This window comes from Paenibacillus sp. DCT19 (assembly GCF_003268635.1).
Classification (GTDB): Bacteria; Bacillota; Bacilli; order Paenibacillales; family Paenibacillaceae; genus Paenibacillus.
Map to the genome: position 1 here is coordinate 2,986,018 of NZ_CP029639.1, position 26,216 is coordinate 3,012,233.

General features: G+C 42.7%; 23 protein-coding genes, 4 pseudogenes and 1 riboswitch. Of the genes and pseudogenes, 18 read left to right on the forward strand and 9 right to left on the reverse strand.

The features are described 5' to 3' along the window. Positions 1-74: 74 nt before the first annotated feature. Positions 75-380 (reverse strand): HNH endonuclease, encoded by a 306-nt coding sequence (locus DMB88_RS13620; RefSeq protein ID WP_128101778.1) that lies wholly within the window; start codon positions 378-380, stop codon positions 75-77. Between the two features lie 163 nt (positions 381-543). Here DMB88_RS13620 and glp point away from each other — a divergent pair, with 163 nt between their 5' ends. After that, entirely contained in the window at positions 544-1,812 is a 1,269-nt protein-coding gene (gene glp, locus DMB88_RS13625; protein ID WP_128104440.1) for a molybdopterin molybdotransferase MoeA, read from the forward strand. 3 nt (positions 1,813-1,815) lie between these two features. Further along, on the forward strand, positions 1,816-2,343 hold the full coding sequence (mobB, locus tag DMB88_RS13630; RefSeq protein ID WP_128101779.1) for a molybdopterin-guanine dinucleotide biosynthesis protein B: 528 nt from the start codon (positions 1,816-1,818) through the stop codon (positions 2,341-2,343). Positions 2,344-2,477: 134 nt separating this feature from the next. On the opposite strand, the gene xerS is transcribed toward mobB, so the two are convergent. Beyond that, entirely contained in the window at positions 2,478-3,572 is a 1,095-nt protein-coding gene (xerS, locus tag DMB88_RS13635) for a tyrosine recombinase XerS (protein WP_128101780.1), read from the reverse strand. 183 nt (positions 3,573-3,755) lie between these two features. On the opposite strand from xerS, the gene DMB88_RS13640 reads away from it, so the two are divergent. From DMB88_RS13640 to DMB88_RS13660, 5 genes and pseudogenes are all read left to right on the forward strand, one after another. Next, positions 3,756-4,244, forward strand: a complete 489-nt coding sequence (locus DMB88_RS13640) for a GNAT family N-acetyltransferase (protein WP_128101781.1) — start codon at positions 3,756-3,758, stop codon at positions 4,242-4,244. Positions 4,245-4,456: 212 nt separating this feature from the next. Beyond that, a pseudogene (locus DMB88_RS13645) lies at positions 4,457-5,352 on the forward strand (aldo/keto reductase). Between the two features lie 628 nt (positions 5,353-5,980). Then, positions 5,981-6,081: riboswitch (guanidine-I (ykkC/yxkD leader) on the forward strand. A 99-nt stretch (positions 6,082-6,180) separates the two neighbouring features. Continuing rightward, positions 6,181-6,522, forward strand: a complete 342-nt coding sequence (locus tag DMB88_RS13650; RefSeq protein ID WP_128101782.1) for a DMT family transporter — start codon at positions 6,181-6,183, stop codon at positions 6,520-6,522. Next, positions 6,519-6,833: a DMT family transporter gene (locus tag DMB88_RS13655; RefSeq protein WP_128101783.1), complete on the forward strand. Its 315-nt coding sequence runs from the start codon at positions 6,519-6,521 to the stop codon at positions 6,831-6,833. Before DMB88_RS13650 ends, DMB88_RS13655 begins: the two co-directional genes overlap by 4 nt. A gap of 116 nt (positions 6,834-6,949) precedes the next feature. Next, complete coding sequence (locus DMB88_RS13660) at positions 6,950-7,807, forward strand: Cof-type HAD-IIB family hydrolase (protein WP_128101784.1); 858 nt, start codon at positions 6,950-6,952, stop codon at positions 7,805-7,807. Between the two features lie 170 nt (positions 7,808-7,977). On the opposite strand, the gene DMB88_RS13665 is transcribed toward DMB88_RS13660, so the two are convergent. Then, on the reverse strand, positions 7,978-8,571 hold the full coding sequence (locus DMB88_RS13665) for a helix-turn-helix transcriptional regulator (protein ID WP_128101785.1): 594 nt from the start codon (positions 8,569-8,571) through the stop codon (positions 7,978-7,980). 24 nt (positions 8,572-8,595) lie between these two features. Further along, a pseudogene (locus DMB88_RS32015) lies at positions 8,596-8,775 on the reverse strand (AraC family ligand binding domain-containing protein); the annotation flags it as partial. 335 nt (positions 8,776-9,110) lie between these two features. On the opposite strand from DMB88_RS32015, the gene DMB88_RS13675 reads away from it, so the two are divergent. Then, positions 9,111-10,310 carry an MFS transporter gene (locus DMB88_RS13675; protein ID WP_128101786.1) on the forward strand — a complete coding sequence of 400 codons (1,200 nt, stop codon included), beginning with the start codon at positions 9,111-9,113 and terminating at the stop codon, positions 10,308-10,310. Between the two features lie 334 nt (positions 10,311-10,644). Continuing rightward, the gene (locus tag DMB88_RS13680; RefSeq protein WP_254438558.1) at positions 10,645-11,319 is read left to right on the forward strand and encodes a gamma-glutamyl-gamma-aminobutyrate hydrolase family protein; all 675 of its coding nucleotides are present in this window, start codon (positions 10,645-10,647) and stop codon (positions 11,317-11,319) included. A 105-nt stretch (positions 11,320-11,424) separates the two neighbouring features. On the opposite strand, the gene DMB88_RS13685 is transcribed toward DMB88_RS13680, so the two are convergent. Beyond that, the gene (locus DMB88_RS13685; RefSeq protein ID WP_128101787.1) at positions 11,425-13,749 is read right to left on the reverse strand and encodes an MMPL family transporter; all 2,325 of its coding nucleotides are present in this window, start codon (positions 13,747-13,749) and stop codon (positions 11,425-11,427) included. Between the two features lie 48 nt (positions 13,750-13,797). Next, positions 13,798-14,418: a TetR/AcrR family transcriptional regulator gene (locus DMB88_RS13690; protein WP_128101788.1), complete on the reverse strand. Its 621-nt coding sequence runs from the start codon at positions 14,416-14,418 to the stop codon at positions 13,798-13,800. A gap of 645 nt (positions 14,419-15,063) precedes the next feature. Here DMB88_RS13690 and DMB88_RS13695 point away from each other — a divergent pair. The 3 genes and pseudogenes from DMB88_RS13695 to nspC all read left to right on the forward strand — a co-directional run bounded on the left by DMB88_RS13695 (position 15,064) and on the right by nspC (position 18,473). After that, a pseudogene (locus DMB88_RS13695) lies at positions 15,064-15,521 on the forward strand (nucleoside deaminase). A gap of 584 nt (positions 15,522-16,105) precedes the next feature. Then, positions 16,106-17,344, forward strand: coding sequence for a saccharopine dehydrogenase family protein (locus tag DMB88_RS13700; protein WP_128101789.1), 1,239 nt, complete (start codon positions 16,106-16,108; stop codon positions 17,342-17,344). A 1-nt stretch (position 17,345) separates the two neighbouring features. Further along, complete coding sequence (gene nspC, locus DMB88_RS13705; RefSeq protein ID WP_128101790.1) at positions 17,346-18,473, forward strand: carboxynorspermidine decarboxylase; 1,128 nt, start codon at positions 17,346-17,348, stop codon at positions 18,471-18,473. A 123-nt stretch (positions 18,474-18,596) separates the two neighbouring features. Here the strand turns inward: nspC and DMB88_RS13710 are convergent, their stop codons facing one another. After that, positions 18,597-19,379: an SDR family NAD(P)-dependent oxidoreductase gene (locus tag DMB88_RS13710; RefSeq protein ID WP_128101791.1), complete on the reverse strand. Its 783-nt coding sequence runs from the start codon at positions 19,377-19,379 to the stop codon at positions 18,597-18,599. 113 nt (positions 19,380-19,492) lie between these two features. Between DMB88_RS13710 and DMB88_RS13715 the strand changes: the two genes are divergently transcribed. Both DMB88_RS13715 and DMB88_RS13720 read left to right on the forward strand, forming a co-directional pair. Continuing rightward, positions 19,493-19,849: a MerR family transcriptional regulator gene (locus DMB88_RS13715; RefSeq protein ID WP_128101792.1), complete on the forward strand. Its 357-nt coding sequence runs from the start codon at positions 19,493-19,495 to the stop codon at positions 19,847-19,849. Positions 19,850-19,991: 142 nt separating this feature from the next. Then, positions 19,992-20,864: a YitT family protein gene (locus tag DMB88_RS13720; protein WP_128101793.1), complete on the forward strand. Its 873-nt coding sequence runs from the start codon at positions 19,992-19,994 to the stop codon at positions 20,862-20,864. A gap of 57 nt (positions 20,865-20,921) precedes the next feature. On the opposite strand, the gene DMB88_RS13725 is transcribed toward DMB88_RS13720, so the two are convergent. After that, the gene (locus DMB88_RS13725) at positions 20,922-21,593 is read right to left on the reverse strand and encodes a cyclase family protein (RefSeq protein ID WP_128101794.1); all 672 of its coding nucleotides are present in this window, start codon (positions 21,591-21,593) and stop codon (positions 20,922-20,924) included. Positions 21,594-22,226: 633 nt separating this feature from the next. Here DMB88_RS13725 and DMB88_RS13730 point away from each other — a divergent pair. From DMB88_RS13730 to DMB88_RS13740, 3 genes are read left to right on the forward strand one after another with little or no spacing between them, the layout of a single operon-like run. Continuing rightward, the gene (locus tag DMB88_RS13730) at positions 22,227-22,472 is read left to right on the forward strand and encodes a hypothetical protein (protein WP_128101795.1); all 246 of its coding nucleotides are present in this window, start codon (positions 22,227-22,229) and stop codon (positions 22,470-22,472) included. 1 nt (position 22,473) lies between these two features. Beyond that, positions 22,474-22,962 carry a hypothetical protein gene (locus DMB88_RS13735; RefSeq protein WP_128101796.1) on the forward strand — a complete coding sequence of 163 codons (489 nt, stop codon included), beginning with the start codon at positions 22,474-22,476 and terminating at the stop codon, positions 22,960-22,962. Positions 22,963-22,995: 33 nt separating this feature from the next. Next, positions 22,996-23,664 carry a hypothetical protein gene (locus DMB88_RS13740; protein WP_128101797.1) on the forward strand — a complete coding sequence of 223 codons (669 nt, stop codon included), beginning with the start codon at positions 22,996-22,998 and terminating at the stop codon, positions 23,662-23,664. A 35-nt stretch (positions 23,665-23,699) separates the two neighbouring features. Here the strand turns inward: DMB88_RS13740 and DMB88_RS13745 are convergent, their stop codons facing one another. Then, the gene (locus tag DMB88_RS13745) at positions 23,700-24,431 is read right to left on the reverse strand and encodes a MurR/RpiR family transcriptional regulator (RefSeq protein ID WP_128101798.1); all 732 of its coding nucleotides are present in this window, start codon (positions 24,429-24,431) and stop codon (positions 23,700-23,702) included. 224 nt (positions 24,432-24,655) lie between these two features. Between DMB88_RS13745 and DMB88_RS13750 the strand changes: the two are divergent. Beyond that, positions 24,656-26,079 (forward strand): annotated as a pseudogene (locus DMB88_RS13750) (glycoside hydrolase family 1 protein). The last annotated feature ends 137 nt before the right edge of the window (positions 26,080-26,216 follow it).

Genomic DNA, 26,216 nt, shown 5'->3' on the forward strand with positions numbered 1-26,216 from the left:
GCGAAGAGGTAAGTGGAGTAGAAATATAATCCACTATAACAATTAACCTCGGACGCTGTTCTTTTTTTATTGTTTCAGGATTTACGAACATGATTTGATTTGCGAATTCGCGGGATCGTTGTTGCGGGTTGTTTGCGAATCCAGCGAATAAAAGGAGTCATGCGCTCATGCTCTCGAAGAGCCTGAAGCGTAGTTAATCCCAATGTCATAATATCGCGGTTCGTGTAGAGGGAATGAATTTGTTTGTGGCAAGCAATACACAGGTTCGCGGTAGGCATCAAACTGCCACCCATCTGCTTGGGCGTAAGATGATGGACGGTTGTCTCCACAGGCTCTCTACCACATAATTCACATCGATCATTCACATGGGATTCCTCCATTTCTTCAGCATATTATGGTCAATCCATGAACAAATCATGTTATATCCGTTACAGAATAGGGATAACGCTTGTCACCTTATGACTTTCAAGCTACACTTTTAGTCATAGAGATTGCTCATTAGGAGGCTCGACTTCATTGAAATTAAACCCGCATACTGATGATATGACAAATGCTAAATTCAATCGAACGGCTGTACAGGTTTCCGATGCTCAAGCTAGAATTGCTGCCCATGTAAGACCAGGCACCATAGAAAAAGTGTCATTAGAATCGGCTCATGGACGCACGCTTGCAGAGAAGATCGTTGCACCACATCCGTATCCATTCTTCCGCAGATCAGGAATGGACGGCTATGCTATTGTAAGCAGCGACACGCTGCATGCTAGCAGTGAACAGCAAATCTGGCTTCGTGTTGTAGATGAAATTCCTTGTGGGTATACATCGGATCAGACGATAACATCAGGTACAACAGCACGTATAATGACCGGTGCACAGGTACCAGAAGGCGCAGACGCTGTTGTTATGCTTGAGATGACCGAGAGCAAAACAGAAAATGGCGAGCAATGGATTGGCTTGAAGCGTCATGTGCAGGCGAAAGCCAACATTACGCCAATTGGTCTTGAAGTAGAAGAAGGCCAGTTGCTGCTGGATGCAGGTACGCTGATCCAAGCGGGTGAACAATCCGTATTAGCGACATTTGGTGTAGCTGAAGTGCCTGTATTTCGACGTCCGAAGGTGGCGATCTTCGCAACAGGGACAGAATTGTTAGCATTGGACGAGCCATTGCAGCCAGGACGGATCCGTAACAGTAATAGTTATTTACTACGTTCACTCGTTGTTGAGTCAGGTGGTGAACCCATCATGTATGGTTCTATCGCAGATGATGTGGGAACCGCACGTAAGACACTCGCAGAAGCAGTTAAGCACAACGATATAGTGGTTACAACAGGCGGCGTGTCTGTAGGTGACTATGATATTATGGGAGATCTGGTTCGTGAAGACGACATGGAAATGCTATTTAACAAAGTAACCATGAGACCAGGCAGTGTTACAACCGCAGCCATCGTGGATCAGAAAAACCTATTTGCATTATCAGGCAATCCCGGAGCATGTTTTGTCGGATTTAACTTATTTGTGCGGCCTACACTTCGTATGATGCAGAATGATCCTCATCCTTATTTGCAAGAATGGACAGCGATCTTGGATGAAGGGTATACGAAGGTAAATAACTATACCCGTTTTGTGCGGGGACGAATAGAAGTTCGGAATGGTGAAGTTCACGCATTGCCGGCAGCAGCACGGGTTGATGAATCTAGTGTGATGATCACAATCAAGGATAGTGAATGTTTAATTATTATTCCGCCAGATAAGAAGGGCGTTCCTGCGGGTGAGCTTGTGCGGATTCTTAAGCTCCCTACAGGTCTTGTGAGATAGGATATGTCAGATATCCGAACAAACAAGCCTCATATTGTACAGATCGTGGGATATAAAAACTCAGGTAAAAGTACGCTAACGGCGGCGTTGACTAAACAACTGACTCTTCTTGGACGGCGTGTCGCTGTCATTAAACATGATGGACATGATCACTTTCAGATGGATCATGAGGGAACGGATTCATTTAACTTCACTTCGAACGGAGCTTCGGCTATCGTTGTCATGTCTGCCACGCGGACGGCGATCATTGAACAACGAGCTACAGAGCTTCGTGAAATGATTGAATATCTATCCGAATATGACTGGATTCTGATTGAAGGCCACAAACAAGCTGCATATCCCAAGCTTCTGATGATTCGAGAACCCGAAGATCTCTCATTGTACGAACAATTACAGGGAATCTTAGCTGTGGTGACAAGAGTACCCCTAATGGGACGTGAAGATGTTACCTGTGAGCAGTTAGTTTGGCACGATATACAGGAGACAGAGCATATCGGGAACTGGCTTGTGCAACGTATAGAGGGGATCTAAGTTCGACCGTGTTGAGTTAGATTTGGAAGTGTTGTATAGGCTCTAATATGCAAAAATAATAGAGCAATCGATCCTAAGAATTGAGATCTTGGGATCAATCGCTCTATTATTATTTTGCCATAGATCATGCTAGTTTAAGACCCGGTGCCTTCACTACGACGTTCAATCGCTTCGGACATCGTTTTGTCGGTGAGATGGGCATAAATTTCAGTGGTCTCAGTAGAAGCATGCCCAAGTTGTTCTTTTGTTTTGTATATGTCATTCTGCAAATAATAATCGGTGGCAAAGGAATGGCGTAGCTTATGTACGGTCAAATAAGGTTTGCCAAACCGCTTAGCGTATTTCATAATCATCGCTTGTATCGCGCGCTTCGTCATTCGACTTCCCTCAGATTCCCCATTGCGTAGAGCAATAAACAAAGCCTTCTCCCGTTTCGGTGTACGGTACCTTGTCCGTCTAAGGTTGGTATAAATGGCAAGCTCGTCTTTGGCCTGTTCTCTGAAGTAGACAGGTGTCTTGTACGTTTCGTCATTGTTACCTTTGCGGTAAACATATAACAGCTTGTTATTTAGATCAAGATCATCCAAATTCAGATTAACTATTTCGGATACCCGCAATCCGGAGTTCAAGATGAGGCTGGCAATACAGGCATCTCGTTCTTTGTTCAGCTCATGTGAGTATAGCGCTTGTTTATTCTTCTCCACATCCACCGCATAACCTTCCAAAATGTATCCGATGAATTCCAGCAATTCTTCATCTTCGAGAATTTTACCTTTTAGCTTGGCGGCAGTATCCTTCGGTTTATGTGTGCGTTTAATTTCAATTTTGGCCATGATGTTGCGTTTGAGCAGGGGATAGAAATCTTCATCTTCGGCAATTTGGCTTAAGTAGTGAAAGAGTGAACGTAGGGATGATAATTTTCGGGATACCGTAATTCTGGAATTAGCTCCCTCACGCTTGGTTGTAAGGAACAACCGATAAGCAGTTACGGAATCCATACGGAGCACTTCTAGCTCTAACAAAGTAACCTCTGTGTTGGTGCTAGCTGCAGACAAGCCTTCCGCACGGAGCCAGCTAAAGAACGTATCATAGTCTCGCAGATACTCCAGCAAGGTGGAGGGAGAGAGATCAGGTAGTTTATAGTCAATGAATTGCTGAACAAACCAGGGCATGGTAGGTAGCTTCTCATCCAGTTTGCGTCGGTCAATTTCTTTTTGAACATTAGTCAATGTTGGCACCTCCAAGATCAAGCATTTCTCAAGATAGTCTATGCTTAAGTGTACCATAATTTACATGGTCACAGTCTGTTCACGAACGTAGTGTAGGCTGGTTCGTCATTCTTGCCCTTCGGCGATCAAACCTTTAAAGTAATAAGTAGAGCAATAGAACGTAGAGCAGGGGAGATGAACCGGATGAATATGAAACTGGAGCTGGTTCCCTGGGAACGTCGTCAGGTGATTCGGCATTTAATGCAATTCTATCTATATGATTTCACCAAATATCTTAACATTGATGTAGATCATAATGGTGTATTTCCAGAATACCCTGGACTGGATGCATTCTGGACAGAAGAAGGGCGCAAATTCCCATTCTTGATAACGAGTGATGGGGCGCCAGCTGGATTCGCTTTGGTAGAGCGCTTGGAACCTGGGAGTATTGACAATGATTATTACTTAACTGAATTTTTTGTGATGCAAAAATATCGGCGAAGCGGGGTGGGAACACAAGCGGCGCATGAGTTGTTCGAACGGTTTCCTGGTCGTTGGAAGGTTACTCAGGTACGGAATAACGTAGTCGCTCAGGCTTTCTGGCGTAAAGTTATTGGAGCCTATACCGGTGGACGTTTTCGAGAAAAGTTCCATCCGGAGCTTGGTAACCCCAGTCAATATTTTGTGACTTAATGGATAATTGAAGTAGATACTACATATTGCGAGGTAGATAAGGAGTGTATAAAATAAACAAGCCGGAATTTCATCTGGACACTGACCGAAAAGCTCTTAATTGACGGTGGAATGTCTATTTATGGGTTTTAGGATCAGTTGGAATGGGTAATAGTTCTGGTTAGGCTTGTCTTCATTAACGATATTACGAAGTTTGGAAGGAGAATTCATCCATGGAACGACGTGAATATGGGAATACAGGTATGCAAGTAAGTACACTTGGATTTGGTGGAGCTGAGATTGGACAGAACGTTTCCAAGGAAGATGTAGCGACATTGTTGAACAGTGCGTTAGATGCAGGACTTAACATCATTGATACGGCTGAATGTTATGGGATAGTGAGGCATTAATTGGTGAGGTGCTGTCGCACCGGCGCGATGACTATTATCTGTTTACCAAATGTGGACATGCTGCTGGTATAGAAGGACCGAATTGGGATGCCAAAGTGCTGGAGCAAACCATTGATCGGAGTCTGAAACGCCTGAAAACTGACTATGTGGATGTCATTCATCTACATAGCTGTTCGGAAGAAGTACTTCGGCAAGGGGCAGTTATAGAAGTTCTTCAACGTGCGAAAGAAGCAGGGAAAACCAGATTTATTGGATATAGCGGGGATACGAAGGATGCGCGGTACGCCATAGAAACTGGGGCATTTGACAGCTTGGAGACATCTCTAAATATTGCTGATCAAGAAGCGATTGAGTTGACATTACCCGAGGCACGTAAAAGAAACATGGGGATCATCGCCAAAAGACCGATCGCGAACGCAGCATGGACACATGAGACGCTTCCGGAAAAGGATTACTCTTATGTATATTGGAAGCGCTTGAAGGAACTAGACTATGCATTTCTCAGAGATACTGACGTGCAGAAAGCTGTTGAAACGGCTTTACGCTTCACATTGAGCACAGAAGGTGTGGATACAGCAATTGTTGGCACCTCTAAGCCAAATCGTTGGCAGCAAAATGCGGATCTGGTATCCAAAGGCGTATTGCCACAAGACATATATGAAGAGATTAGAGCGCATTGGAAGAAGATTGCAAGACCTGATTGGACAGGGCAAATATAAGAGGCAATAATTTTTTTGAAAAATAAAGAATCTTCCAATGTGTAATATATTGTGTGAAAATGATGTTGAGCCAGCATGCTCTTAATATAAGTTGAAAAGGCCGCCGATGGCGGCCTTTTTTTGCGTTTCTTGATCTCTATCCGATGATAGAGAAATTTGATGGAATTCAGCTGGTGGACGACATTTCATAGTTTCAACATATGAAAAATTCACAACAAAGTGCATCCATTAGAAGTTCAGGAAGCATAGAGAAGCGAATTAACAGCAACCATCAGTTAGCACACTGAACAGCAACTCAGTTACAACAACAACAACAACAACAACAGTAACTCAACAACAACAACACTAGAATCTTTAGCTAACGAAAAATTATTATAGTAATGTTTCAATATATGAAAAATTCATAATAGTAAACGCAATTGTACTTAGTTTCTACCCACCGTCACTGTTAATATTTCCCCTCCTGCACTAGAGAAAAAGAAACCAATCCTCAACCCTATAGTCAACCTTACATTTTAAGAATAAGATCCGTTTGATAATCGGCTTGAATTTTTAGAATGGATTACTGAATAAGTCTTGATTGCAATTAAGTAAATAATGTGTATAATTGGTTGGACAATAGAATTACATGAATGTTTTCTAGGGTTCCGCGACAGAGATGTCGGTCTGGTCCGAGAGAAAACTCACAGCCATTCGGTTGTGTCACGGAAGGATAAAAGCCTGGGAGATAAACTGCGTAATTGCAGTTTGTTTCCTGGGCTTTTTTTGTTTTGATTGCATGTAATTCTATGGTAATAAGCAACTTATTCAAGAAGGAGTGTGGAAAGAATGAACAAAACCTGGTTATCGGTGATCGTAGCGGCAATTTTTGAGGTGGGCTGGGTCATTGGCTTGAAGCATGCCAGTGGAGTGTTGGAATGGGGGATAACCCTGTTTGCAATTATTGTGAGTTTTACGTTGATGATTGCAGCTTCGCGTTCACTAGACGTCGGCACGGTATACGCCGTATTTGTTGGTCTTGGTACAGCAGGTACTGTGCTTGCAGAGATTATTCTATTTGGTGCGACCGTGCAGACGGGAAAAATGTTGCTCATTGGACTGCTCTTGCTTGGTGTGGTTGGTCTTAAAATGTTAAGCAAAGAGAAAACAAAGGAGGTGCATCATGAATGAGCTGGATTTTTCTAATTATGGCCGGGATATTTGAGATGGTCGGCGTGCTTATGATCAATAAGCTGCACCAAGACCGGAATTTGGTTTCATTGATTTTGTTAATCGCAGGGTTTGGCTTGAGCTTTTGGTTCTTATCTCTGGCGATGGAGACTCTTCCTATGGGAACGGCTTATGCTGTGTGGACGGGAATCGGCGCCTCTGGCGGAGCAATTTTAGGCATGATTTTTTATGGAGAACCCCGAAATGTACTAAGAATTGTATTTATTACAATGGTGCTCGGCTCCGCAGTAGGATTGAAGTTAGTGAGCTAGACGAACTAAAGCTTGACTTGTAACCCGTTTCAGCCGATACACTCAACTCATGAAATAGATTTAACGTAGGAGTGCGCTCCAACACATATAGCTTTTCATGAGGGGGAAGTAAGAACATGAGTCAGGATCAACGTAGAATTATTTTTATCGATATCGATGGAACACTTGTGAGGGATGATGGCAGTGTACCGGAGTCTGCTCAAACTGCTTGTCGTTTGGCGCGAGAGAATGGTCATTTATTGTTTCTGTGTACAGGCCGTTCGAAGGCGGAAATATATGATGAGATCTGGAATCTGGGATTTGATGGGCTAATCGGTGCAGGTGGCGGTTATGTAGAAGTGAATGGAGAGACTCTCTATCATAAAAAAGTGCTTCCTGAAGATGTACTCGACATGGTTCAATTCTTCAATGAGCATGACATTAACTTCTATCTTGAATCTAACTCGGCGCTGTATGCAAGTCCTAATCTGAAGCTTCATCTGGAGAAATTGATGTATGGAGACATAGAGAATGATCCTGCAGCACGGCAACAAATGGAAGCATCACCACATCCGTTTATTACTCAACTCACTTATGGGGAAACGGAATGGAACAAAGAGGATGTCAACAAAGTATGCTTCCTAGAGAGCAAGCTTCCATTTGCAACGGTTAAGCAACGGTTTGAAGGGAAATTTCAAGCTATTCAGTGTACGGTGCCAATCTTCGGGGAAGATAGTGGAGAATTAATGCTCCCTGGCATTCACAAGGCAGTTGCGATTGCAGACGTACTGAAGCATCTTGAGTTGCCCGTGGAGCATACAATTGGAATCGGAGACGGGATGAACGATGTGGAGATGCTGGAATTTTGTAAATTGGGAATCGCGATGGGCAATGCCAAGCCTGGCTTGAAAGAGATCGCTGACGATATTACAGATGATCTAGAGAATGATGGGCTTTACAAAAGTTTTGTGAAGCATGGTCTCATTTCCGTTTAAACAGATCTATTGATATACGCATATCCCATCTGGTGTAACATGTAACATCATACCAAGTGAACAGTTCGAAAAGTCGCCGATTGGCGGCTTTTTTAGCTTCTTTGATAGGAATTGAAACGTCGCTCATGCCTACGAAAGCCTGTCTATAACAGATAGCCAGCTCAGAATGGCTACCTGTTTTTTATTTTTACGTTACGTGGATCAAGTCTCGACGAACATATCCTTTTGATTTTGTTTTCGGAAGCTACGGGAGACTCACCAACTGTTTTGGTGAAAAGAATCGTGAAGTAGTTCGGATTTTCGTAGCCAACGAGCTTTGCAATTTCCCATACTTTTTTCTTGGTAGAGACTAATAACCGGGTAGCTTCTCCCATCCTACGCTGGATCAAGTAATGATAAGGAGACGTACCATAGTGTTTGGAATACATATGAATCAGATAATAGAAGTCAATGTGAAAATGATCTGCAAGCTCTTTTAGCTTAATGGGTTGCCTGTAGTTGGTATCCAAATAGTCTTTGATTCTCTCCGCAAGATTATTGCTTAGCACAATTTCGCTCGCTGTGCGTTGATGGTGGGACATCCGATGAATAATGACGAGTATGGCTTTTAGAACATGATTAGAGATATATTCGTATCCGTCTTCACGGATTGAAAACTCATTAAACAGCGTCTGCATTAACGAACAGAGTTCCTCTGAATAGCGGTTCGAGCGAATGACAGGCTCGCTGCCTGGTGGTACAACCCAATCTCTGTCAGGATGCATCCCTTCGTGGAAACGAAAGCCGCAATAATAGGTGGATAACGGGAACTCAGGATCAGATTTCTCCTCGTGTAACGTTCCTTTGTTATAGACAAGCAGATCGCCTTGTTGAGCCGAATGCTTCGTGCCGTTGATTGTGAACGAACCTTTGCCATCAATGACATAAATAATTTCATGCAGATCGTCATGCTTATGGGTTGGAAAGCTCCAATGGGGATTACCGCAAGCTTACCTACGTAAATAATAGTACATTCTTGATCATCATATCGTTGGGCGGATTCGAAGTGTGTATTCATTCAGCAATGTCTTCCCTTCAGTGCATCTGTGAATCAAATGACAACATATATCATGTTTATGAATAAGACCACAACAACCTTGATTGTCGCTTAACCTCATCTGACAGTACAATTTGACTATTCATATGTACTATATATCGAACTGAGGGGAAGGGAAAGCATATTGCATGACATCAAATAAATATTAGAGACATAGAAAGGTTCGCAACAATCGCAACAATAGAGAGGAATAGTGAGGGCTTATTCATGACTAGAAATAGAGAAACTTTACTTATATTAACGCTTACGCTAGTGAGCTTTGTATTAGGCACGACGGAATATGTCATCGTAGGGGTATTAAAAGAAATAGAGCATGCGATGAAGGTATCGTTGGCCGCAGCGGGTGCGCTTGTGTCTGGCTTCGCGATTGCCTACGCTATCGGAACACCATTTGCGGTTGCATCCTTGTCCAAACTGTCACGCAGAAGCTCCATTCTGATTGGTTTTGGCATTGTGCTTGTGTTGAACCTGTTGACGGTGTTCGCTACAACATTCTATTCATTGATGGCTATTCGTATTGTATCAGCGGTCGCTTGTGGGCTCACCGTTTCGCTGTCGATCTCCATTGCTAGCGATGCAGTTCAGCAGGAAAGAAGGGGCGAGGCGATTGCTTGGATCCTGGGTGGATTTTCTATTGCTAACGTGCTTGGCGTGCCACTGGGGACATTCATCGGACAGCATCTGAACTGGTGGATGACCTTTGTAGTAACCGCTGGGATTGGTGTTATACCGTTCATACTGATGTTCCGTATTCTTCCGCGGCAAACGACAACGATTACCAGTTCATTCAGTGATCAAATGGTATTATTTATGAAACCTCGTATCCTGCTGGCCTGCTTGATTCCAGTACTAGGTAATAGCTGTATCTTCGTGACATTTACGTACATTACTCCATTATTGGGTCAGTCTATGGGCGTACCTGCACGTTGGATCAGCGGTGTGCTCCTGATCTATGGAGCTTGTAGTATTTTGAGTAACTGGATCGGAGCGAAAATTGCCAAAGGCGATTTCTTATCCAAGCTCAAGTGGCTTTTTGTTATTCAAGCCGTCATCTTCGTGGGGTTGAGTTTAGCGGTATCGAATCTATGGCTTGGGCTGACCTTTTTATTCCTGATCGGATGTCTGTCATCCTCCTTAAGTGCGGCTTCCCAATTGTACCTGTTTGATGTATCTGGCGTAGTTGCGCCAAAATCCAAAGCCTTTGCATCCACCTTACTGCCTGTATCGGCAAACCTAGGTATTGCGCTCGGCTCCGGATTCGGCGGGCTTGCGGTTAATTTGGGTGGCGTAAACTGGGTTCCCCCGGTTGCCGTGGTGTTGGCATTATCGGCTTTTGTAATTACGAAGGTATGCCAGCGTTCGATTCAATTGAAGCCAGATGGAGAAATGGCGACGAATGCAGCCTAATGGACTGCCTAATTAGATTGAATGATTTTACTAAATGAATAACGGAATAGGATTTAAGAGATACCATACAATTTTGCTGCTGTTTAGCGAAGGTGTATGGTTTTCTGTTGTTCTATATTAACTAGTGCATTCCCATGTAGCTGAGATATAGTAAAAAAATACAATCTTTTGGTGAGCTTGTATGTAAGCAGATTTGATAGAATGATAAAAAGATTTCCTGATTCCAATCGGAAGTTCTATGACATGAGGAGGTAAAGTCAATGAAAAAGCCAATCATCGGTGTTCTGCCGTTATATGATTCAAATAAAAAAGTTATTGGATGTTACCAGATTATATGTATGCCATAGAGAGTGCGGGCGGAATTCCAATTATGTTACCTCTGACGACTAACCCCGAAATTATGATACGGTTGGCTCATGAGTTTGACGGATTTTTGTTTACCGGCGGACATGATCTCAATCCAGAGCTCTATCATGAAAAGGTGGAGGATACGTGCGGGGAGCTATGTTATGAACGGGATCGAATGGAGGCACTTCTTTTTCAAAAGGTCGTTGAACTGGATAAACCAGCCTTCGGGATTTGCCGTGGATTGCAGCTATTTAACGTCATGTTGGGTGGGTCTTTGATTCAGGACATTCCTACCGGATTTCAGGTAGCCACACCAGTTCAGCACAAGCAAAGTCCGCCGTATACGAATCTTGTCCATGATGTACATATCGTTAATAACAATTTACTTCACGATATTGTTCAGACCAACACGATTAAAGTGAATAGTTATCATCATCAAGGAATCAAAGTTTTAGCTGATCAATTAACGGCAGTCGCTGTTGCCGAGGATGGTCTAGTGGAAGCCGTAGTGATGCCAGATCGTACATTTGTTATGGCTGTTCAGTGGCATCCAGAATACAGTTTCAGTGTAGATGAGTATAGTCAAAAATTGTTTTCAAGCTTTGTGTCTTCGTGCCAATCTCTTGGCTATGATCAGAATATCCAAGACATCATTGCTTAGATCAATGGATTGGCGAGTATGTAAAATAAAAAAAGACCTCCAATGAATTCATCAGAGGAGGTCTTCGTATTAGGCATATGATGATTAGCTAAGTCTACTAATCATTTATTTATTTTTTGATCCAGAATTAGAAGGTGCTTGATCGCTCGCATTCAGTGATGCAATCAGCTTCTCACCCTCAACATCCAGATTCGGCAGGATGCGATCCAGCCATTTAGGAAGTGTCCAGGCTTTGTCGCCGAAGATCGCCATAGTGGCAGGAACAAGTCCCATACGAATGATGAAGGCATCAATAAGGATACCTACGGCCAACGTAAAACCAATCTGCTTGATCATGACATCATCAGTGAAGATGAACCCTGCGAATACTGAAACCATGATCACCGCTGCCGCTACAACAACGCGACTGACCTGATTGTATCCATGAACCACCGATTCGCGTCCTCTGTGACCATGTACATACGATTCGCGCATCGAGCTGACAAGGAACACTTGATAGTCCATCGCTAGACCATACAAAATACCGGTTACGATAATCGGCATGAAGCTTAGCAGTGGACCGCCCGTATCGAAGCCAAAGAGCGAATGCAGCCAGCCCCATTGGAACACCGCGGTTGTAATCCCGAATGTAGCCAGGATACTAAGCAGGAAGCCAATCGTTGCTTTGATCGGAACGATAATGGAACGGAATACAAGCAATAGAATGATAAGTGAGAGTAGAATAATAATACCTACATAAATAGGGAATACCTGTGCCAGTTTGGCCGACATATCAATGTTGACCGCTGTCAGACCTGTAACTCCAATTTTAACGTCATTCTGCTGTGCAAAACTGGCATCGGCAGAGCGTAGATCATTGACTAGATCTTTGGTGGTCACATCGTTCGGACCTGTCTTCGGAATGAGACTAAATATCGCCAGATCTTCTGTCATGCCAAGCGGCGTGACCTGTGCAACATTATCCTGACTTTGCAGACCCATCATCAGGCCGCCTACTAGTTCAGGGGTGACCTGAGCTGAAGAGTTGTTAGGTTCTGCGACCAAAATAAGCGGGCCGTTGAATCCTTCTCCGAACCCTTCAGAGATGGCATCATAACTCTGTCTTGCTGTTGTGTCCAGATTTGCCGAGGATGCTCCAGGGATGCCCATTTCCATTTTGGTGATTGGTGTAGCGGCAAAGCCCAGAATAACAACGATGGCAATAATAGCAGCCCAACGGTTTTTGATAACAAATTTAACCCATCTGTCAGCAATTCCGTGATTAGACGTTTTGGATGATTGCGTACCCTTCTCACGAGCTTTAGTTGAACAGATGCGTTCTCCGACAAGCCCCAGTAGAGCTGGCAATAGGGTCAACGCAACAAATACGTTAATAAGCACGGTCGCAGCTGCAACAAGAGCCATCGTGGATAAGAAGGCAAGCCCGATAACAAGCATACCGCAGAGTGCAATGATAACCGTTAAGCCAGCAAAGAATACGGCGCTGCCTGATGTACCAATTGCTCTTGCCGTTGCTTCTTGTGCGCTCAAGCGCTGATCAATAATCATTCGGCGCTGGCGATTGACAATGAACAGAGCGTAATCGATGCCGACCGCCAGACCAACCATAAGCGCCAGAACGGAAGTGACACTAGGCATTTCGATAAATTTGGAGATTGAGAATGCTCCGCCGACCCCGATCGCAACCCCAAGAAGAGCTGTAACCAGAGGTAACCCCGCGGCAACAACGGAACCCAGCGTGATTAACAGAACAATGACAGCGATAACCAATCCGACAATCTCAGCAGAGCCGACGCCGATTGATACCGTTTTGAGTGTTTCACCCGGCAGTACAGTGATATTGGTTCCTTGCTCTACCTTCATAACGGATTGAATTACTGAGTCGAATACATCCTGTGTAATAGCAGACTGCTCAATCGTGAATTGGAACTGGAATAGAGCGATGCTGCCGTCCGAAGAGATTAATACACCGGGAACAGGAACACCTTCTACCATCAATGGCCCGTATGGAGGTGGTGTTGTATTTCCGGATTGTGCTGCTGCACCGGCAGCCTGAGACATGTCTGCAGACGCACCGGCACTGCTTGCTTCTGCTGCATAATCGGCGGGATTAATGACTTGCTCTAACCCGTATACCTCGCTGACACCTTTCATAATCGCACCAAGACGTTCAGGTGTATCCAAACGTTCGTTATCAGGTGCCTTGAAAACGACACTACCTTGACCGCCAGATGCGGCTGGCAGTTCTTCCGCTAATTGATCCAACACTTTCTGTGACTCTGTACCTTCGATCTTCATTTCAGAGCTGATATGTACACCATTGATGCTGATCATCGAAATGACAATGCCCAGAATCAGTACCCAGCCAATAATGAAGTATCCCGGTTTGCGAAAAGCAGTTTTTCCCAATTTGTATAATAACGTAGACATTTCTCTCTTTTACACTCCTTTGAATAGATGCATATGAATGATGGGAGGCTAGAATCCTTTTCGCAAATGATTAAAAACAGTTTCTAAAAACTGGTCGAACGTGATTGCACCTTCTCTGGTATCATGTGTAGCAACTTGACCTGGCAATAACACGTTGAGCCTTCCATCAATTAATGGAAGTATTGTCCCATAGATCGAGTTAAGTAGAAGATAAGTATAGATTTCATCGTACTTTCCATCAGACAGATCCAGCAGCGTTTCTTGAGCTTGTGTCTGCATCTGGTGCATTGCCCCGAGGTAATGTGGCTCCAGCACGGGATAGGTCTTCGACAATACTAAGAGTTGATGCAATCTTCCTATTAGCTCTGTAGTGAGCTGCATTTTAATTAATTGGTAGAGGACATCGAGCAGAGAAGCGTGCTCGGGCAGTTCGGTGAGCAAATGCTCTAGTTCAGCCGTATTCTGAACCGATGTAGCTCCTCTGGCAACAGCTTCTTCCTTACAAGTGAAATAATTGGCAAATGTTCTGCGAGAATACCCCGCTTTTTGCACAATATCTTCGACAGTAAAACCATCAAGCCCATGCTCCAGTGTAAGTTCAAATGCAATGCTGGCAAGCGCCTTTTCGGTCGCTTCTTTTTTTAGATGTCTTAAATTTCGTTTAATCATGAGCAGTCGCTATGCGTTCATCTCCATCTCCAGCGATGCTGGTGGAATTAGTTATTTTGTTTAACGTGTAAATAGAATTCCCCCTTATGTCTAATAAAATTTAGTCTCACGAGAATATAGGGCAGAGAAGTAATGATGTGAAATTATCATAACAACAACTTACACAATGTGCAAATTTACTCAATGAGCAAACTTTAAGGTGATTCAAATGGCGGATTTAAAATCCATTTTCTATGATGTTTGTAATTTATATGGGGATTTCAGTCATGTCAGTGAACGATTAAATTAAAGGGGAAGTTTTATAAAGAAATGAATGAATATCCAACCTTACCTCATTAATATTCGTACCATATATGACTTGTTCGGGTTCACATGATTAAGATGCGGAAGGTAGATTTGGCTTAACAGGAGTGGATACAGGGCAGATATCATTCTGTGGATTGGAATCATCGAATAGAGTCGAAACAGAGACGGTTTACAAGTGAATCCTTTGTATGAACGGCTCTCACTTGAATTTTAAAGGATGTCGGTCATGCTTATATCGGTTTTCATGTTAGAATAGGAGTATTCGGCAGATGTTGTAGAAATGGATGCAGTATAAGCTTACTTAAATGTTGGATTAATAATGTTCTGGAGGTTAGTTAGATGAGAAAAGATGAATATTTTATGCATAAAGCTATTGAGATTGCACAACAAGCCCGTCAAAGGGAAACGAACCTTTTGGCGCAATTCTGGTTAAGGATGAAGAAATCGTCATGATTGGTGAAAATAAAATTAATACGTTTTGTGATCCGACCCATCACGCCGAAATTGGACTTATACGAAAATTTTGTTCAGAGCATCACGTATTTGACTTAAGCGAATACACTTTGTATACGAGTTGTGAACCATGCGTAATGTGTTCCGGAGCGATGGTATGGTCTAATCTGGGTAGACTTGTGTATAGTGTATCCCATGATCAATTGGCAGAAATTGCTGGCAGTAACATTATGATCTCTTGTGAAGAAGTGTTTGAGAAAAGTCCGCAACAACCTGAGGTTGTAAAGGAATTGCTCAATCGTGAAGGGCTGAAAGTATTCGAGGGTTACCAATTCCATGTATAGTTTAATGGCCTCTCCAAATTAATTTTAAATTATACCTTGATTTTTTCGGAAACGTCTGATAGTGTAATACCTGTGATTTTGGAAAGTTGATTTATCAATATGAATTAGAGCTTTCCAGCAGATAAATTTGACCACTTCCACCAGGAAGTTAAGGCCATACGGACAGCCGGGTCAAACGCCGATTGGCAACTTATGTTGCCTTATTGATTGAGTTCAAAGCTCAAATTTTATAAGTTGGTTACTTTACAACCAGTGCAATTGCACATCAACTTGTGAAACGGTCAATAAGAGTGGTAAAGGCGAATTATTTGCTATATAGACTCTGATCCAATATTGATATACATGAAGGAGCTTTCCGCCAAAGGAGTTCTTGTGAATTTTTTTGGTCAAGGAGACTTCACGTCTTATTTATGATGTATATCAACAAGCAAGTGTGATGATGCGCAAACATGCGGCATTTTTCACCTTGCTTTTTTTATTGTATCAGTAGCGGGTGAACGTTGCATAATGAAACAATACAATCTGTGATGGCATGGAATCGTACAAAAAAAACAAACCTACATATGGGGATAGGAGAATGAAAAATGGGAAAAGCACTAATCATCGGCGCCGGCGGCGTTGCTTCTGTGGCAGTACACAAATGCGTTCAAAATAGCGAAGTTTTTGAGGAGATCTGTATCGCGAGTCGTACAAAATCCAAATGTGACGAACTTAAAGCGAAGCTGGACGGCGGCAAAACAAAAATTACAACAGCACAAGTTGATGCGGACAATGTTGACGAGTTGATCGCGCTGATCAATGAAGTTAAACCGGATATCGTCATGAATCTGGCTTTGCCATATCAGGATCTGACGATCATGGATGCTTGTCTTGCAACGAAAACAAACTACATGGATACAGCGAACTATGAGCCAGAAGATACAGCAAAATTCGAATATAGCTGGCAATGGGATTACAAAGAGCGCTTTGAAAAAGCAGGCATCACTGCACTGCTCGGAAGCGGATTTGACCCTGGCGTAACTGGCGTATTCTCTGCATATGCCCTGAAACACTATTTCGACGAGATCGAATACATCGACATTCTTGACTGCAATGGCGGTGACCATGGTTATCCGTTCGCAACAAACTTCAACCCTGAGATCAACATCCGTGAAGTTTCAGCTAACGGAAGATACTGGGAAAATGGTGAATGGATCGAAACGAAGCCAATGGAAATCAAGCGTGTCTATGACTTCAAAGAAGTTGGCGAAAAAGACATGTACCTGTTGTACCATGAAGAGTTGGAGTCCTTGGCGAAAAACATTCCTGGTCTGAAACGTATCCGTTTCTTCATGACATTTGGTCAAAGCTACCTGACTCACTTGAAAGCATTGGAAAACGTAGGCATGACTTCAATCGAACCGATTGAATATGAAGGTAAACAAATCATTCCTTTGCAATTCTTGAAAGCAGTATTGCCAGATCCAGCATCTCTTGGACCACGTACAGTGGGTAAAACGAACATCGGTTGTATTTTCAAAGGTAAAAAAGATGGTCAAGACAAAACGTACTATGTGTACAACATCTGTGACCACCAAGAGTGCTTCAAAGAAGTTGGTTCCCAAGCGATTTCTTACACAACAGGCGTTCCAGCAATGATCGGTGCAGCAATGGTTATGACAGGTAAATGGAATAAACCAGGCGTATTCAACGTAGAAGAGTTCAACCCAGATCCGTTCATGGAAGAACTGAACAAATGGGGTCTCCCATGGGTAGAAGACTTCAACCCGGTATTGGTTGATGAGCTGCCAGAAGAAGCAAAAGAATCGGAGCTTGTTCGTTAAAATGCGGTTTGAGCAATTACCGACGCCGTGCTTTGTTGTTGACGAGAGCCTGATTGAGAAAAACCTGAAAATCCTGAACGGGGTTATGCAGCGTACAGGTGCCAAAATTGTGCTTGCACAAAAGGCGTTTTCCATGACTGCGATGTATCCTCTCATTGGAGAATACCTGAGTGGTGCGACAGCAAGTGGACTGTATGAAGCACGTTTGGGTCACGAAGAAATGGGCAAGGAAAACCATGTCTTTGCGCCAGCTTACCGTGCAGAAGAGATCGACGAGATTATTTCGATCTGTGACCACATCATTTTCAACTCATTTTCGCAGCTTGCGAAATTTAAGGATAAGGCGCTTCAGGCTGGCCGCAAGGTTGGTTTGCGCATTAACCCGGAATGTTCAACCCAAGAAGGACACGAGATCTATGATCCGTGTTCTCCGGGTTCACGTTTTGGAGCTAAACAAGAGGATTTCCGAGCAGAACTGCTCGAAGGAGTATCGGGACTGCATTTCCACACATTGTGTCAGCAAAACTCCGATGATCTGGAGACAACACTGAACGCAGTGGTAGAAAAGTTCGGTCAATGGCTGCCACAGATGGAATGGATTAACTTCGGCGGTGGACACCATATCACGCGTGAAGACTACGACATTCCAAGATTGGAAGCTTGCATTAAGCGTATGCAGAACGATTATGATCTAGAAGTATACCTGGAGCCGGGGGAAGCCGTTGCTCTAAATGCAGGTTATCTGGTTACTTCTGTCCTGGATTTCCACAAAAACGGCATGGATATCGCCATTCTGGATACTTCAGCTACATGTCATATGCCAGATGTACTTGAAATGCCATATCGCCCGCCGTTGATCGGTTCGGGAGAAGTGGGAGAGAAAGCGCATCTGTATCGTCTGGGTGGACAAACCTGCCTATCTGGTGACGTTATTGGAGACTATTCATTCGATCAACCTTTGCAAGAAGGTGACCGCCTCGTATTTGAGGACATGGCGATCTACTCCATGGTGAAAACCAATACGTTCAACGGCATGCCGCTGCCAGCTATTGCAGTCAAACGAAAAGATGGCGATTGCGAAATCGTACGTGAGTTCGGATACCAGGATTTCAAAACAAGATTGGCTTAATACGTTATTATATATCCTAAGTTTATCAGCGATAGCACTCTAGCGATGTATATTGTAATTATATAAGTAAAAAGAGCAGTTCCCAAATCACACTCGTGTGACCTGGAACTGCTCTTTTTTGCTTTACTCGTTTGAATCAACGGGTTTACTTGCTGCTCTGGCGGCATAAGGAAAGATGGGATCTTTCAGTTCAAATTCATACGTTAATCCATTAACGATCCCTACGACATATTCGCTGTCATACAGATCTAGTAAGAATCCGGCCATCTGCTGGGCTGTATGGAACTTAGGCACACGCCCCTCATATTGGAACTGATCTAGATCAAAGGCACGTTCGGCAAACTCGGTTTCTGTAGCAGCAGGTGCGAGTACTTTGGCTTGCATGGGAACATGTTTACTTTTAAGCTCTTGGGCCAGACCTTCGGTAAAGGCGCTGACATAAAACTTGGTTGCGCAATACGTTACCGCATCCGGTACAATCGTATAACCGCCTCCTGAAGAGATGTTGATAATCTGTGTGCCTGGAGTTTCGGCATAATCCCGAACATAGAGAGTGGAGAGAATCGTAAGTGCTTCGATATTGAGATGAAGCATTTGTTCAATTTTAGGTAAATGTTGTTCACCAACTGAGGCAAAATTGCCAAAGCCAGCATTGTTGATCCATGTTTCAATGGAATAACCGTTCAAGCTTTCATAGAAAGCATGTACATCCGCGGCAATGGATAGGTCTACGGTACGAATGACAACGTCTAACGTGTTATCGATCTCGGCAACTTTGGATTTTAACTGTTCCAACTCAGCGGTTCTGCGTGCAGCTAAGATTAGACGTTTGCCACGTGCGGCAAATGCCAAAGCTGCTTCATATCCAATGCCTGAACTTGCTCCAGTAATTACGGTGTATTTCATGAGAATTCCTCCGAATCTAATTTCAGTATTTATTATTGTGATGTGGCTACGAGTTGATTATACTGATTAGAGCTTACTCTAAGTCAAGCAAGAAAATGGAAAGGAGTACAACCATGCATACCATTGGTGAAGTCGCTGAATTGCTCGGGATCAGTGCCCACACGTTGAGATATTACGAGAAAGAGCAGATTATCATTCCACTTCGTGATGCCGGTGGAGACAGGCGATACAATGAGTCTCATCTCAAATGGCTGCAGTTTGTCATCAAGTTAAAAGAAACACAAATGCCGATCGCTGTCATTAAAAAGTATGCTTCGTTATTTCAAGAAGGCGAGCATACGGCTCCAGAACGTTTGAAGCTACTGGAGAATCATAAGAGAGCCGTTGAAGATCAGATGAACAACCTTCATGCCGCGAACGAAATGCTTGAACTCAAAATTATGGCATATCGATCATTTATCGGGAAATAATGTAATGAGGTTGGATTCAATAGGAGCATAACCTGCTTTGATTAAATGACCTTCTATTGCCAAAAGTGTGATTTTTGTTATAGACTATTTTTTATGTTTGCTAAAATTCATGTTGTTCATCGTTCATCAAGGGGGAAATGGAATGAATCAAAACAGAATACAAAAATCGAACAAGCTGAAGATCCTCTCCAAAGTATTGTTAATCATTATCGGGGGATTTATCACGGCATATGGTCTGGAAGCCATATTGATTCCTAACAATGTCTCGGACGGTGGCGTAACCGGCCTTAGCATCGTAGGATCACAATTGTTCGGACTACCACTCGGCATGTTAATCGGGCTTATTAACATTCCTTTTGTATGGCTCGGTTATAAGCAGATCGGTAAGAGCTTTGCCTTATATTCGGTCATCGGTATTGCTTCACTTGCAGTTAGCACCAGTCTGATGCACCATGTACCAACGATTATTCAAGGTGATACCTTGCTGGTTACCGTTGTTGGAGGTATTATTATCGGTTTTGGTATGGGTCTAGCACTACGTAATGGCGGAGCATTAGATGGAATAGACATGTTGGCTGTGTTGTTATCCCGTAAAGTCCCATTTGGAACGAGTGACCTGATCCTGTTCCTCAACATGTTTGTGTTTATCGTCGTGTCTACCGTATTCGGTTTGCAAGGCGCGATTCTGTCAGGGCTTGCGTATTTTATTGCTTCTAAAGTTATACATATCGTTGAAGAAGGCTTGAGCGGTTCCAAGACATTCAAAATTATTACGAATCAACCAGAGATTATGGTCGAAACCATTCGTGATCGTCTAGGACGTGGGGCAACATATACCGATGCGTATGGTGGATACTCTAACGAGCAATTCAAAGAAATTACGTGTGTCATCAACCGGATGGAAGAAAGTAAAATTAAAGATATCATTCATGAAATTGATCCTACGGCTTTTGTAGTCGTATACGATGTAGCTGAAGTTAAAGGCGGGAATTTCAAGAAGAAGGATATTCACTAGAATGAATCAAAAACGCGCTAGAGAGAAAAATTCTCTCGGCGCGTTTTTTTAATACAATTAAGTTTCGGTAAACACCGTTGCAAAACTGCTGTCTACCCCTTCAATATATAATGGGATAGCATATACCTTACTAATATTAGACAGATCATGATTCAGATTCATGTCTTCAATCACGAGAATATACTTGCCGTCTACCCGGTCTTTCCCTAAAATCGTTTGGTGAAAGGCAACGGCCTCATCTGGATGATTAGCCGCACCAGCTGAGATCGCATCCAATCCAACCGCACGCAACGAGTCAAAGACCATCAGGTAACGGGCGGCAGATGCTGCAAGACCCGGGTTATGATTGCTGTATCGGGCAGGTTCTGTTGACCGAATATTGCCAAAACCAGTGCGAATCAACACTAGATCCGAGCCGGCAATTTGATGTTCATACGGTTCAAGATCTGCTTTGGTAATCAGCTCATCATCTTGTTTAGGGATATCAATAACGACTGGATGGTTAAAGATGAAGTTATCTAACGGAATCTCTGTTAACTTTTTGCCCTGAGGATTAAAATGCCATGGTCCGTCAATGTGTGTACCGTTGTGGTTAAGGGAAGTGATAATGAACTGATTATACAGCTTACCTTGATCTATACTCGACTGCTGCTGGATCTCCACCGGAGGATTTCCGTTATATATGGGAGTATGTGTGCTAAGAGGATAGGACAAGAGCATTCGTGTCATCTTCCAATCGCTCCTTTATGTACTAGCTATTATTATCTAGATTGTAATAGCTGAAGAGGGTCATGCAACCGAACCGTGTCTGAAATACAATACCATTTATCGTTTTATGCAGTGTGTGCTTCTTTCATGAATGATATTACATGATATTAGACAATAAAGTTGCTTCATTACATGTTTCATCGTTATCATTTATGCTTATTCTCTTATTTAAACTACTGTAAAATAGTAAGATCTGACTATGTTGAGGTGGAGTTGATTCTATTTTATGAATGCATATAAAATAACTCATTTTGTTTCAGTGTCCGAATATGAATCGTTTCAGACGAGATTTGGGGTCAGCCAGATTGGCTAACTTCTCCAGAGTGGCCGGTCAGTGCTGCATGGAATGATCGGCCTATGAAATTTATAGGGCAGGTTCGGTTAGACGAATGGTATGATGATGTGTCTTCCATCAGAATGGCATACATTTTTGTGACACAGCCTGAAGACCAACAAGATTCTTTTTTTTGATCCGGATATTATATATCCATACGAAGGTGAGAATGCGGTTATTATTCAGGCCGAGGGTAATATACCAAGCTGCATATCGATTCGAGAGCATGTTACCGGTCCAACCACAGATGAAGATTGTGTTTGGATACCCAGGTTAAGCAGGTAACCGAGGAGCATGCATCAAACTTTGAAGAAATAGACATCGACAAAATTGGAGGTATCCCCGCATGTATTCAAGGATCTCCAATACAAGATAATGATTGTTTATTACTGCAACTGCATACGAATTGGTTACCTTTCTATATCAATGCTGGCGGAGCGCCAACCATGTTTGTTTTCCTGAAAGAAGCTAAAAATGAAGGCTATATTATGGTGGAGGATACCTAAGATGATGAAACGAATTCATAAACCGTATCTGTTTTTCCTGCTCTGGAATGTGCTGATGGTCGGAGGTGTACATATTTCAACTATTCAGCATGAACCGGGTAGAGGAGTTTCTGGTAACGGGAATCTGGGTCTTCTCGTTCTATTTCCATCCATACTGACATTTATTATCCTGTGTATATGGACGATGACGTTAACCAGAAGGTGGCTTAATGATCATCGTGATCGCTCGGGTCCGATGTATGCTCTGATACCTATTGTAGCTATTTTGTTGTGTGGTCTCTTTATCTTCATGGAAGTTCAATTCATTCATAATTTAGGCGAACAGCTGAACGGTTACACGAATGATCCCGATTCGGCAGTCTACCGCTTTGGCTGGCTGAACCAGTATACCAATACACTGTATTATAACTTTCCAATCCTGCTTTTCGGATTGTCGTTCTCTATATTCATAGGCTGGATAATGGAGCGGATACTGCGAAACAGATCATGAACATTTTCTAAACTGAAATGGAGAAAAAGGATAATGAGAACGAACACATTAATGGCGGCATTGTTGTGCAGCTTAACAATTGTTGTATTGGGCTGCTCAACGGATCAACAACTCGTTGCAAGTCTTACCGATGACAGAATAGAAGAACTACGTGAAGAATATCCACTTTCAGCAGGTAGTCCTGCGTATGTACAGACGATAGATGTCTCCTTTGATCAAATTCTAGAGATATCCGATGCAGTAATTATAGCTGAAGTGTTGAAACAAAATGAGAATTTCCAAGCTACTTTATCTACAGAACCAGGAACACCAGAGGGGGATTTTGCCGAGAAGGATAAGGCTCAAGGCATGGAGCCATATAAACCAACGTTTGTTTCCTATAAGGTTAAGGTACACCGGGTAATCGTGGGAGAAGAGGTTAACGAGAACATTAATTTATTTTATAATGCTGACTTCGTTGGAGTTGAACCCAATCTGAAACCCGGTATGAAAATAGTGACTTCCATCAAAGAAGGAACTGCCCCTGAACAAAAGGGGAGTTACTCTTTTACTAGGTATGCTACGTATTACGTTGTAGATGATAACTATGTACTATCTGCGTTCCAAGGGAACACGGAAGAGATGATAAATTTTACGAAGCAAACAGATGGGAAGACACTAAATAACTTGGTAGAGCGCATCGAAGAACTCTGGGCAAATTAGGTAGAACAAAGTCTTGCTTGAGCAAAATTTATGACTCATTCATGTTTGGAAACCTCTCGAGCCATCCATTCCAATAGAAAGAGAACAGGGAATTGGGTGGTTATATTTGCTGATTCATAGTACTCCTCATTTACATAATAGGGAATATTAATATCGGAGATTTTGGCTATCGTGGATTGGCGATTATTCGTAATACTCACAATTTTATTTTTCTCCTGCTTAATTTGCGTTAGATGGGGTAGTATGAATGGATTTTCACCCGAGGTCGATAATGCAATCGTAACACTGTTCTCTCGTATTTTGGCATGGACAGGGAACTGAGGATCATTAATATACATCGAGAACGTGCCAAGGCTTGAGAAATATCTAGCGCCATATTCCGCCATAATTCCTGAACTCCCCGTACCGATAAAAATGACACTGCTGGCTGTAGAGACCAATTGTGCTGCTGTTCTAATCTTCTCTTCCAATTCAGGCTTCTGGGAACGCTCGAAAAATTCATACACAGCATGATGAGGACTTTTCAAGGCTTTTGTTGATTTTCTTTTGTGCTGAGCCAGTAGCATTTTCAGCTTCACTTTAAACTCCGAAAACCCCTCACATTGGTTCTTTCGACAAAATCGAAGAATCGTTGCAGTAGAGACATGCGTCTCATCTGCCAACTCTCTTATACGCATGTAAGCAACCTTCTCCATGTTCTGTGAAATGTAGTTATAGATCGATAGTTCCAAGTCGTTATATGAAGAAATCTGCTCGTTAGAAAACATGTAATATACCCTCCTTTAATTCTTTAGAACGTACAAAATGCAAGTAACCTTTCTAATGTAATATAACTAATCGTGAAAAACAACCTGTTACATGGATGTAACAAATGTGAATCTTTGTTAACTCGGACTAAACGCCACAAAGTATATATTTTGATCCGTAATACAAGTAACATTAGTTAAGCAACATATATACGACTAGGTTAAACTTGAAAGGGTGGAACAGCATGAAGCAAGCAGCATTTACATTTCCCGCTGATTTTCTGTGGGGAGGATCTGTATCGGCTAACCAATTGGAAGGTGCTTATCTAGAAGACGGAAAAGGGTTATCCATTCAAGATGTTATGCCTAATGGGATCATGACGCCTCCCACAGCAGAACCGACGGAAGACAATATGAAGCTGATGGGCATTGACTTCTATCACCGATACAAAGACGATATTAAACTGCTTGCCGAGATGGGCTTTAAAGTGTTCCGAACGTCGATCGCGTGGTCTAGAATTTTCCCGAAGGGCGATGAACTTGAGCCAAATGAACAAGGGCTGCAATTTTATGATGATCTCTTTGACGAGTGTCGCAAATACGGCATTGAGCCTTTAGTTACCATTTCTCATTATGAAACTCCTCTTCACCTGTCCAGAGAATATGATGGTTGGATTAATCGTAAAATGGTTGGTTTCTATGAGCGATATGTGCGAACTATATTTGCAAGATATAAAGACAAGGTGAAATACTGGCTAACATTCAATGAGATAAATTCTATTTTGGAGCATCCGTTTATTAGTGGAGGGATCAGTACACCTAAGGAACAACTGACGAAACAGGAGTTATATCAAGCGGTTCATCACGAATTTGTTGCAAGTGCACTGGCAGTGAAGATTGGCCATGAAATGAATCCGAATTTCAAAATTGGGTGTATGGTTATCGCAATGCCGATATACCCACTCACTCCAGATCCTGATGATGTCATTCGAGTGATGGAGTCTGACCACCAAAATACATTTTTTGCAGATGTTCATGTCCGTGGGCATTACCCGGGTTATATGAAAAGGTATTTGAAAGAGAATGGCATTACGATTCATTTTGAACCTGGAGACGAAGAAATTCTGACACACACTGTTGACTTTATTTCGTTTAGTTATTACCAAAGTAGCTGTGAAACTGCTGATCCAGCCAAACAAATTAAAGGTGAAGGTAACTTAATTGGTGGTGTGCCTAATCCATACTTGAAAGCGAGCGATTGGGGATGGCAGATCGACCCTCAAGGTTTGCGATATATTATGAATGCGTTCTATGACCGTTATCAGAAACCGTTGTTTATCGTTGAGAATGGATTAGGTGCCTTGGATGACTTGATCACATATGCCAACGGTGAGAAAACGGTAGAGGATGACTACCGGATTGATTATCTGAAGCAGCATTTGATTCAAGTCGCTGAGGCAATGCAGGACGGTGTTGAACTAATGGGTTTGCGACATGGGGATGTATAGATCTAGTCAGCGCAACAACGGCTCAGTTGAAGAAACGATATGGATTCATCTATGTTGATCGTCATGATGACGGCTCAGGCACACTGGAACGTTATCGTAAAAAGTCATTTTACTGGTATAAAGATGTGATCCAGAGCAATGGCGGTAGTTTATTCGAATAAGCGTTAAACGATGTGCTGAATAGAGTTGTTAAATGCAATCGTTAATTGCAATTCTTCATGCATAAGCTTTGCGTCCTTATGGAAAACTTATGTAGTGCGTTGAAATAAACATGATTTTATTTAGGGGAGGTAACCTC

Bases quoted from the DNA above. Each gene is read 5' to 3' on its own strand.
- DMB88_RS13660 (WP_128101784.1), top strand. From the start codon at position 6,950: ATGAGTCAGGATCAACGTAGAATTATTTTTATCGATATCGATGGAACA.
- DMB88_RS13675 (WP_128101786.1), top strand. From the start codon at position 9,111: ATGACTAGAAATAGAGAAACTTTACTTATATTAACGCTTACGCTAGTG.
- DMB88_RS13725 (WP_128101794.1), bottom strand. From the start codon at position 21,593: ATGACACGAATGCTCTTGTCCTATCCTCTTAGCACACATACTCCCATA.
- DMB88_RS13665 (WP_128101785.1), bottom strand. From the start codon at position 8,571: ATGCATCCTGACAGAGATTGGGTTGTACCACCAGGCAGCGAGCCTGTC.
- DMB88_RS13655 (WP_128101783.1), top strand. From the start codon at position 6,519: ATGAGCTGGATTTTTCTAATTATGGCCGGGATATTTGAGATGGTCGGC.
- DMB88_RS13640 (WP_128101781.1), top strand. From the start codon at position 3,756: ATGAATATGAAACTGGAGCTGGTTCCCTGGGAACGTCGTCAGGTGATT.
- DMB88_RS13710 (WP_128101791.1), bottom strand. From the start codon at position 19,379: ATGAAATACACCGTAATTACTGGAGCAAGTTCAGGCATTGGATATGAA.
- DMB88_RS13720 (WP_128101793.1), top strand. From the start codon at position 19,992: ATGAATCAAAACAGAATACAAAAATCGAACAAGCTGAAGATCCTCTCC.
- DMB88_RS13745 (WP_128101798.1), bottom strand. From the start codon at position 24,431: ATGTTTTCTAACGAGCAGATTTCTTCATATAACGACTTGGAACTATCG.
- DMB88_RS13740 (WP_128101797.1), top strand. From the start codon at position 22,996: ATGAGAACGAACACATTAATGGCGGCATTGTTGTGCAGCTTAACAATT.
- DMB88_RS13690 (WP_128101788.1), bottom strand. From the start codon at position 14,418: ATGATTAAACGAAATTTAAGACATCTAAAAAAAGAAGCGACCGAAAAG.
- DMB88_RS13685 (WP_128101787.1), bottom strand. From the start codon at position 13,749: ATGTCTACGTTATTATACAAATTGGGAAAAACTGCTTTTCGCAAACCG.
- DMB88_RS13680 (WP_254438558.1), top strand. From the start codon at position 10,645: ATGTATGCCATAGAGAGTGCGGGCGGAATTCCAATTATGTTACCTCTG.
- mobB (WP_128101779.1), top strand. From the start codon at position 1,816: ATGTCAGATATCCGAACAAACAAGCCTCATATTGTACAGATCGTGGGA.
- DMB88_RS13650 (WP_128101782.1), top strand. From the start codon at position 6,181: ATGAACAAAACCTGGTTATCGGTGATCGTAGCGGCAATTTTTGAGGTG.
- DMB88_RS13715 (WP_128101792.1), top strand. From the start codon at position 19,493: ATGCATACCATTGGTGAAGTCGCTGAATTGCTCGGGATCAGTGCCCAC.
- nspC (WP_128101790.1), top strand. From the start codon at position 17,346: ATGCGGTTTGAGCAATTACCGACGCCGTGCTTTGTTGTTGACGAGAGC.
- DMB88_RS13735 (WP_128101796.1), top strand. From the start codon at position 22,474: ATGATGAAACGAATTCATAAACCGTATCTGTTTTTCCTGCTCTGGAAT.
- DMB88_RS13620 (WP_128101778.1), bottom strand. From the start codon at position 380: ATGGAGGAATCCCATGTGAATGATCGATGTGAATTATGTGGTAGAGAG.
- DMB88_RS13700 (WP_128101789.1), top strand. From the start codon at position 16,106: ATGGGAAAAGCACTAATCATCGGCGCCGGCGGCGTTGCTTCTGTGGCA.
- glp (WP_128104440.1), top strand. From the start codon at position 544: ATGACAAATGCTAAATTCAATCGAACGGCTGTACAGGTTTCCGATGCT.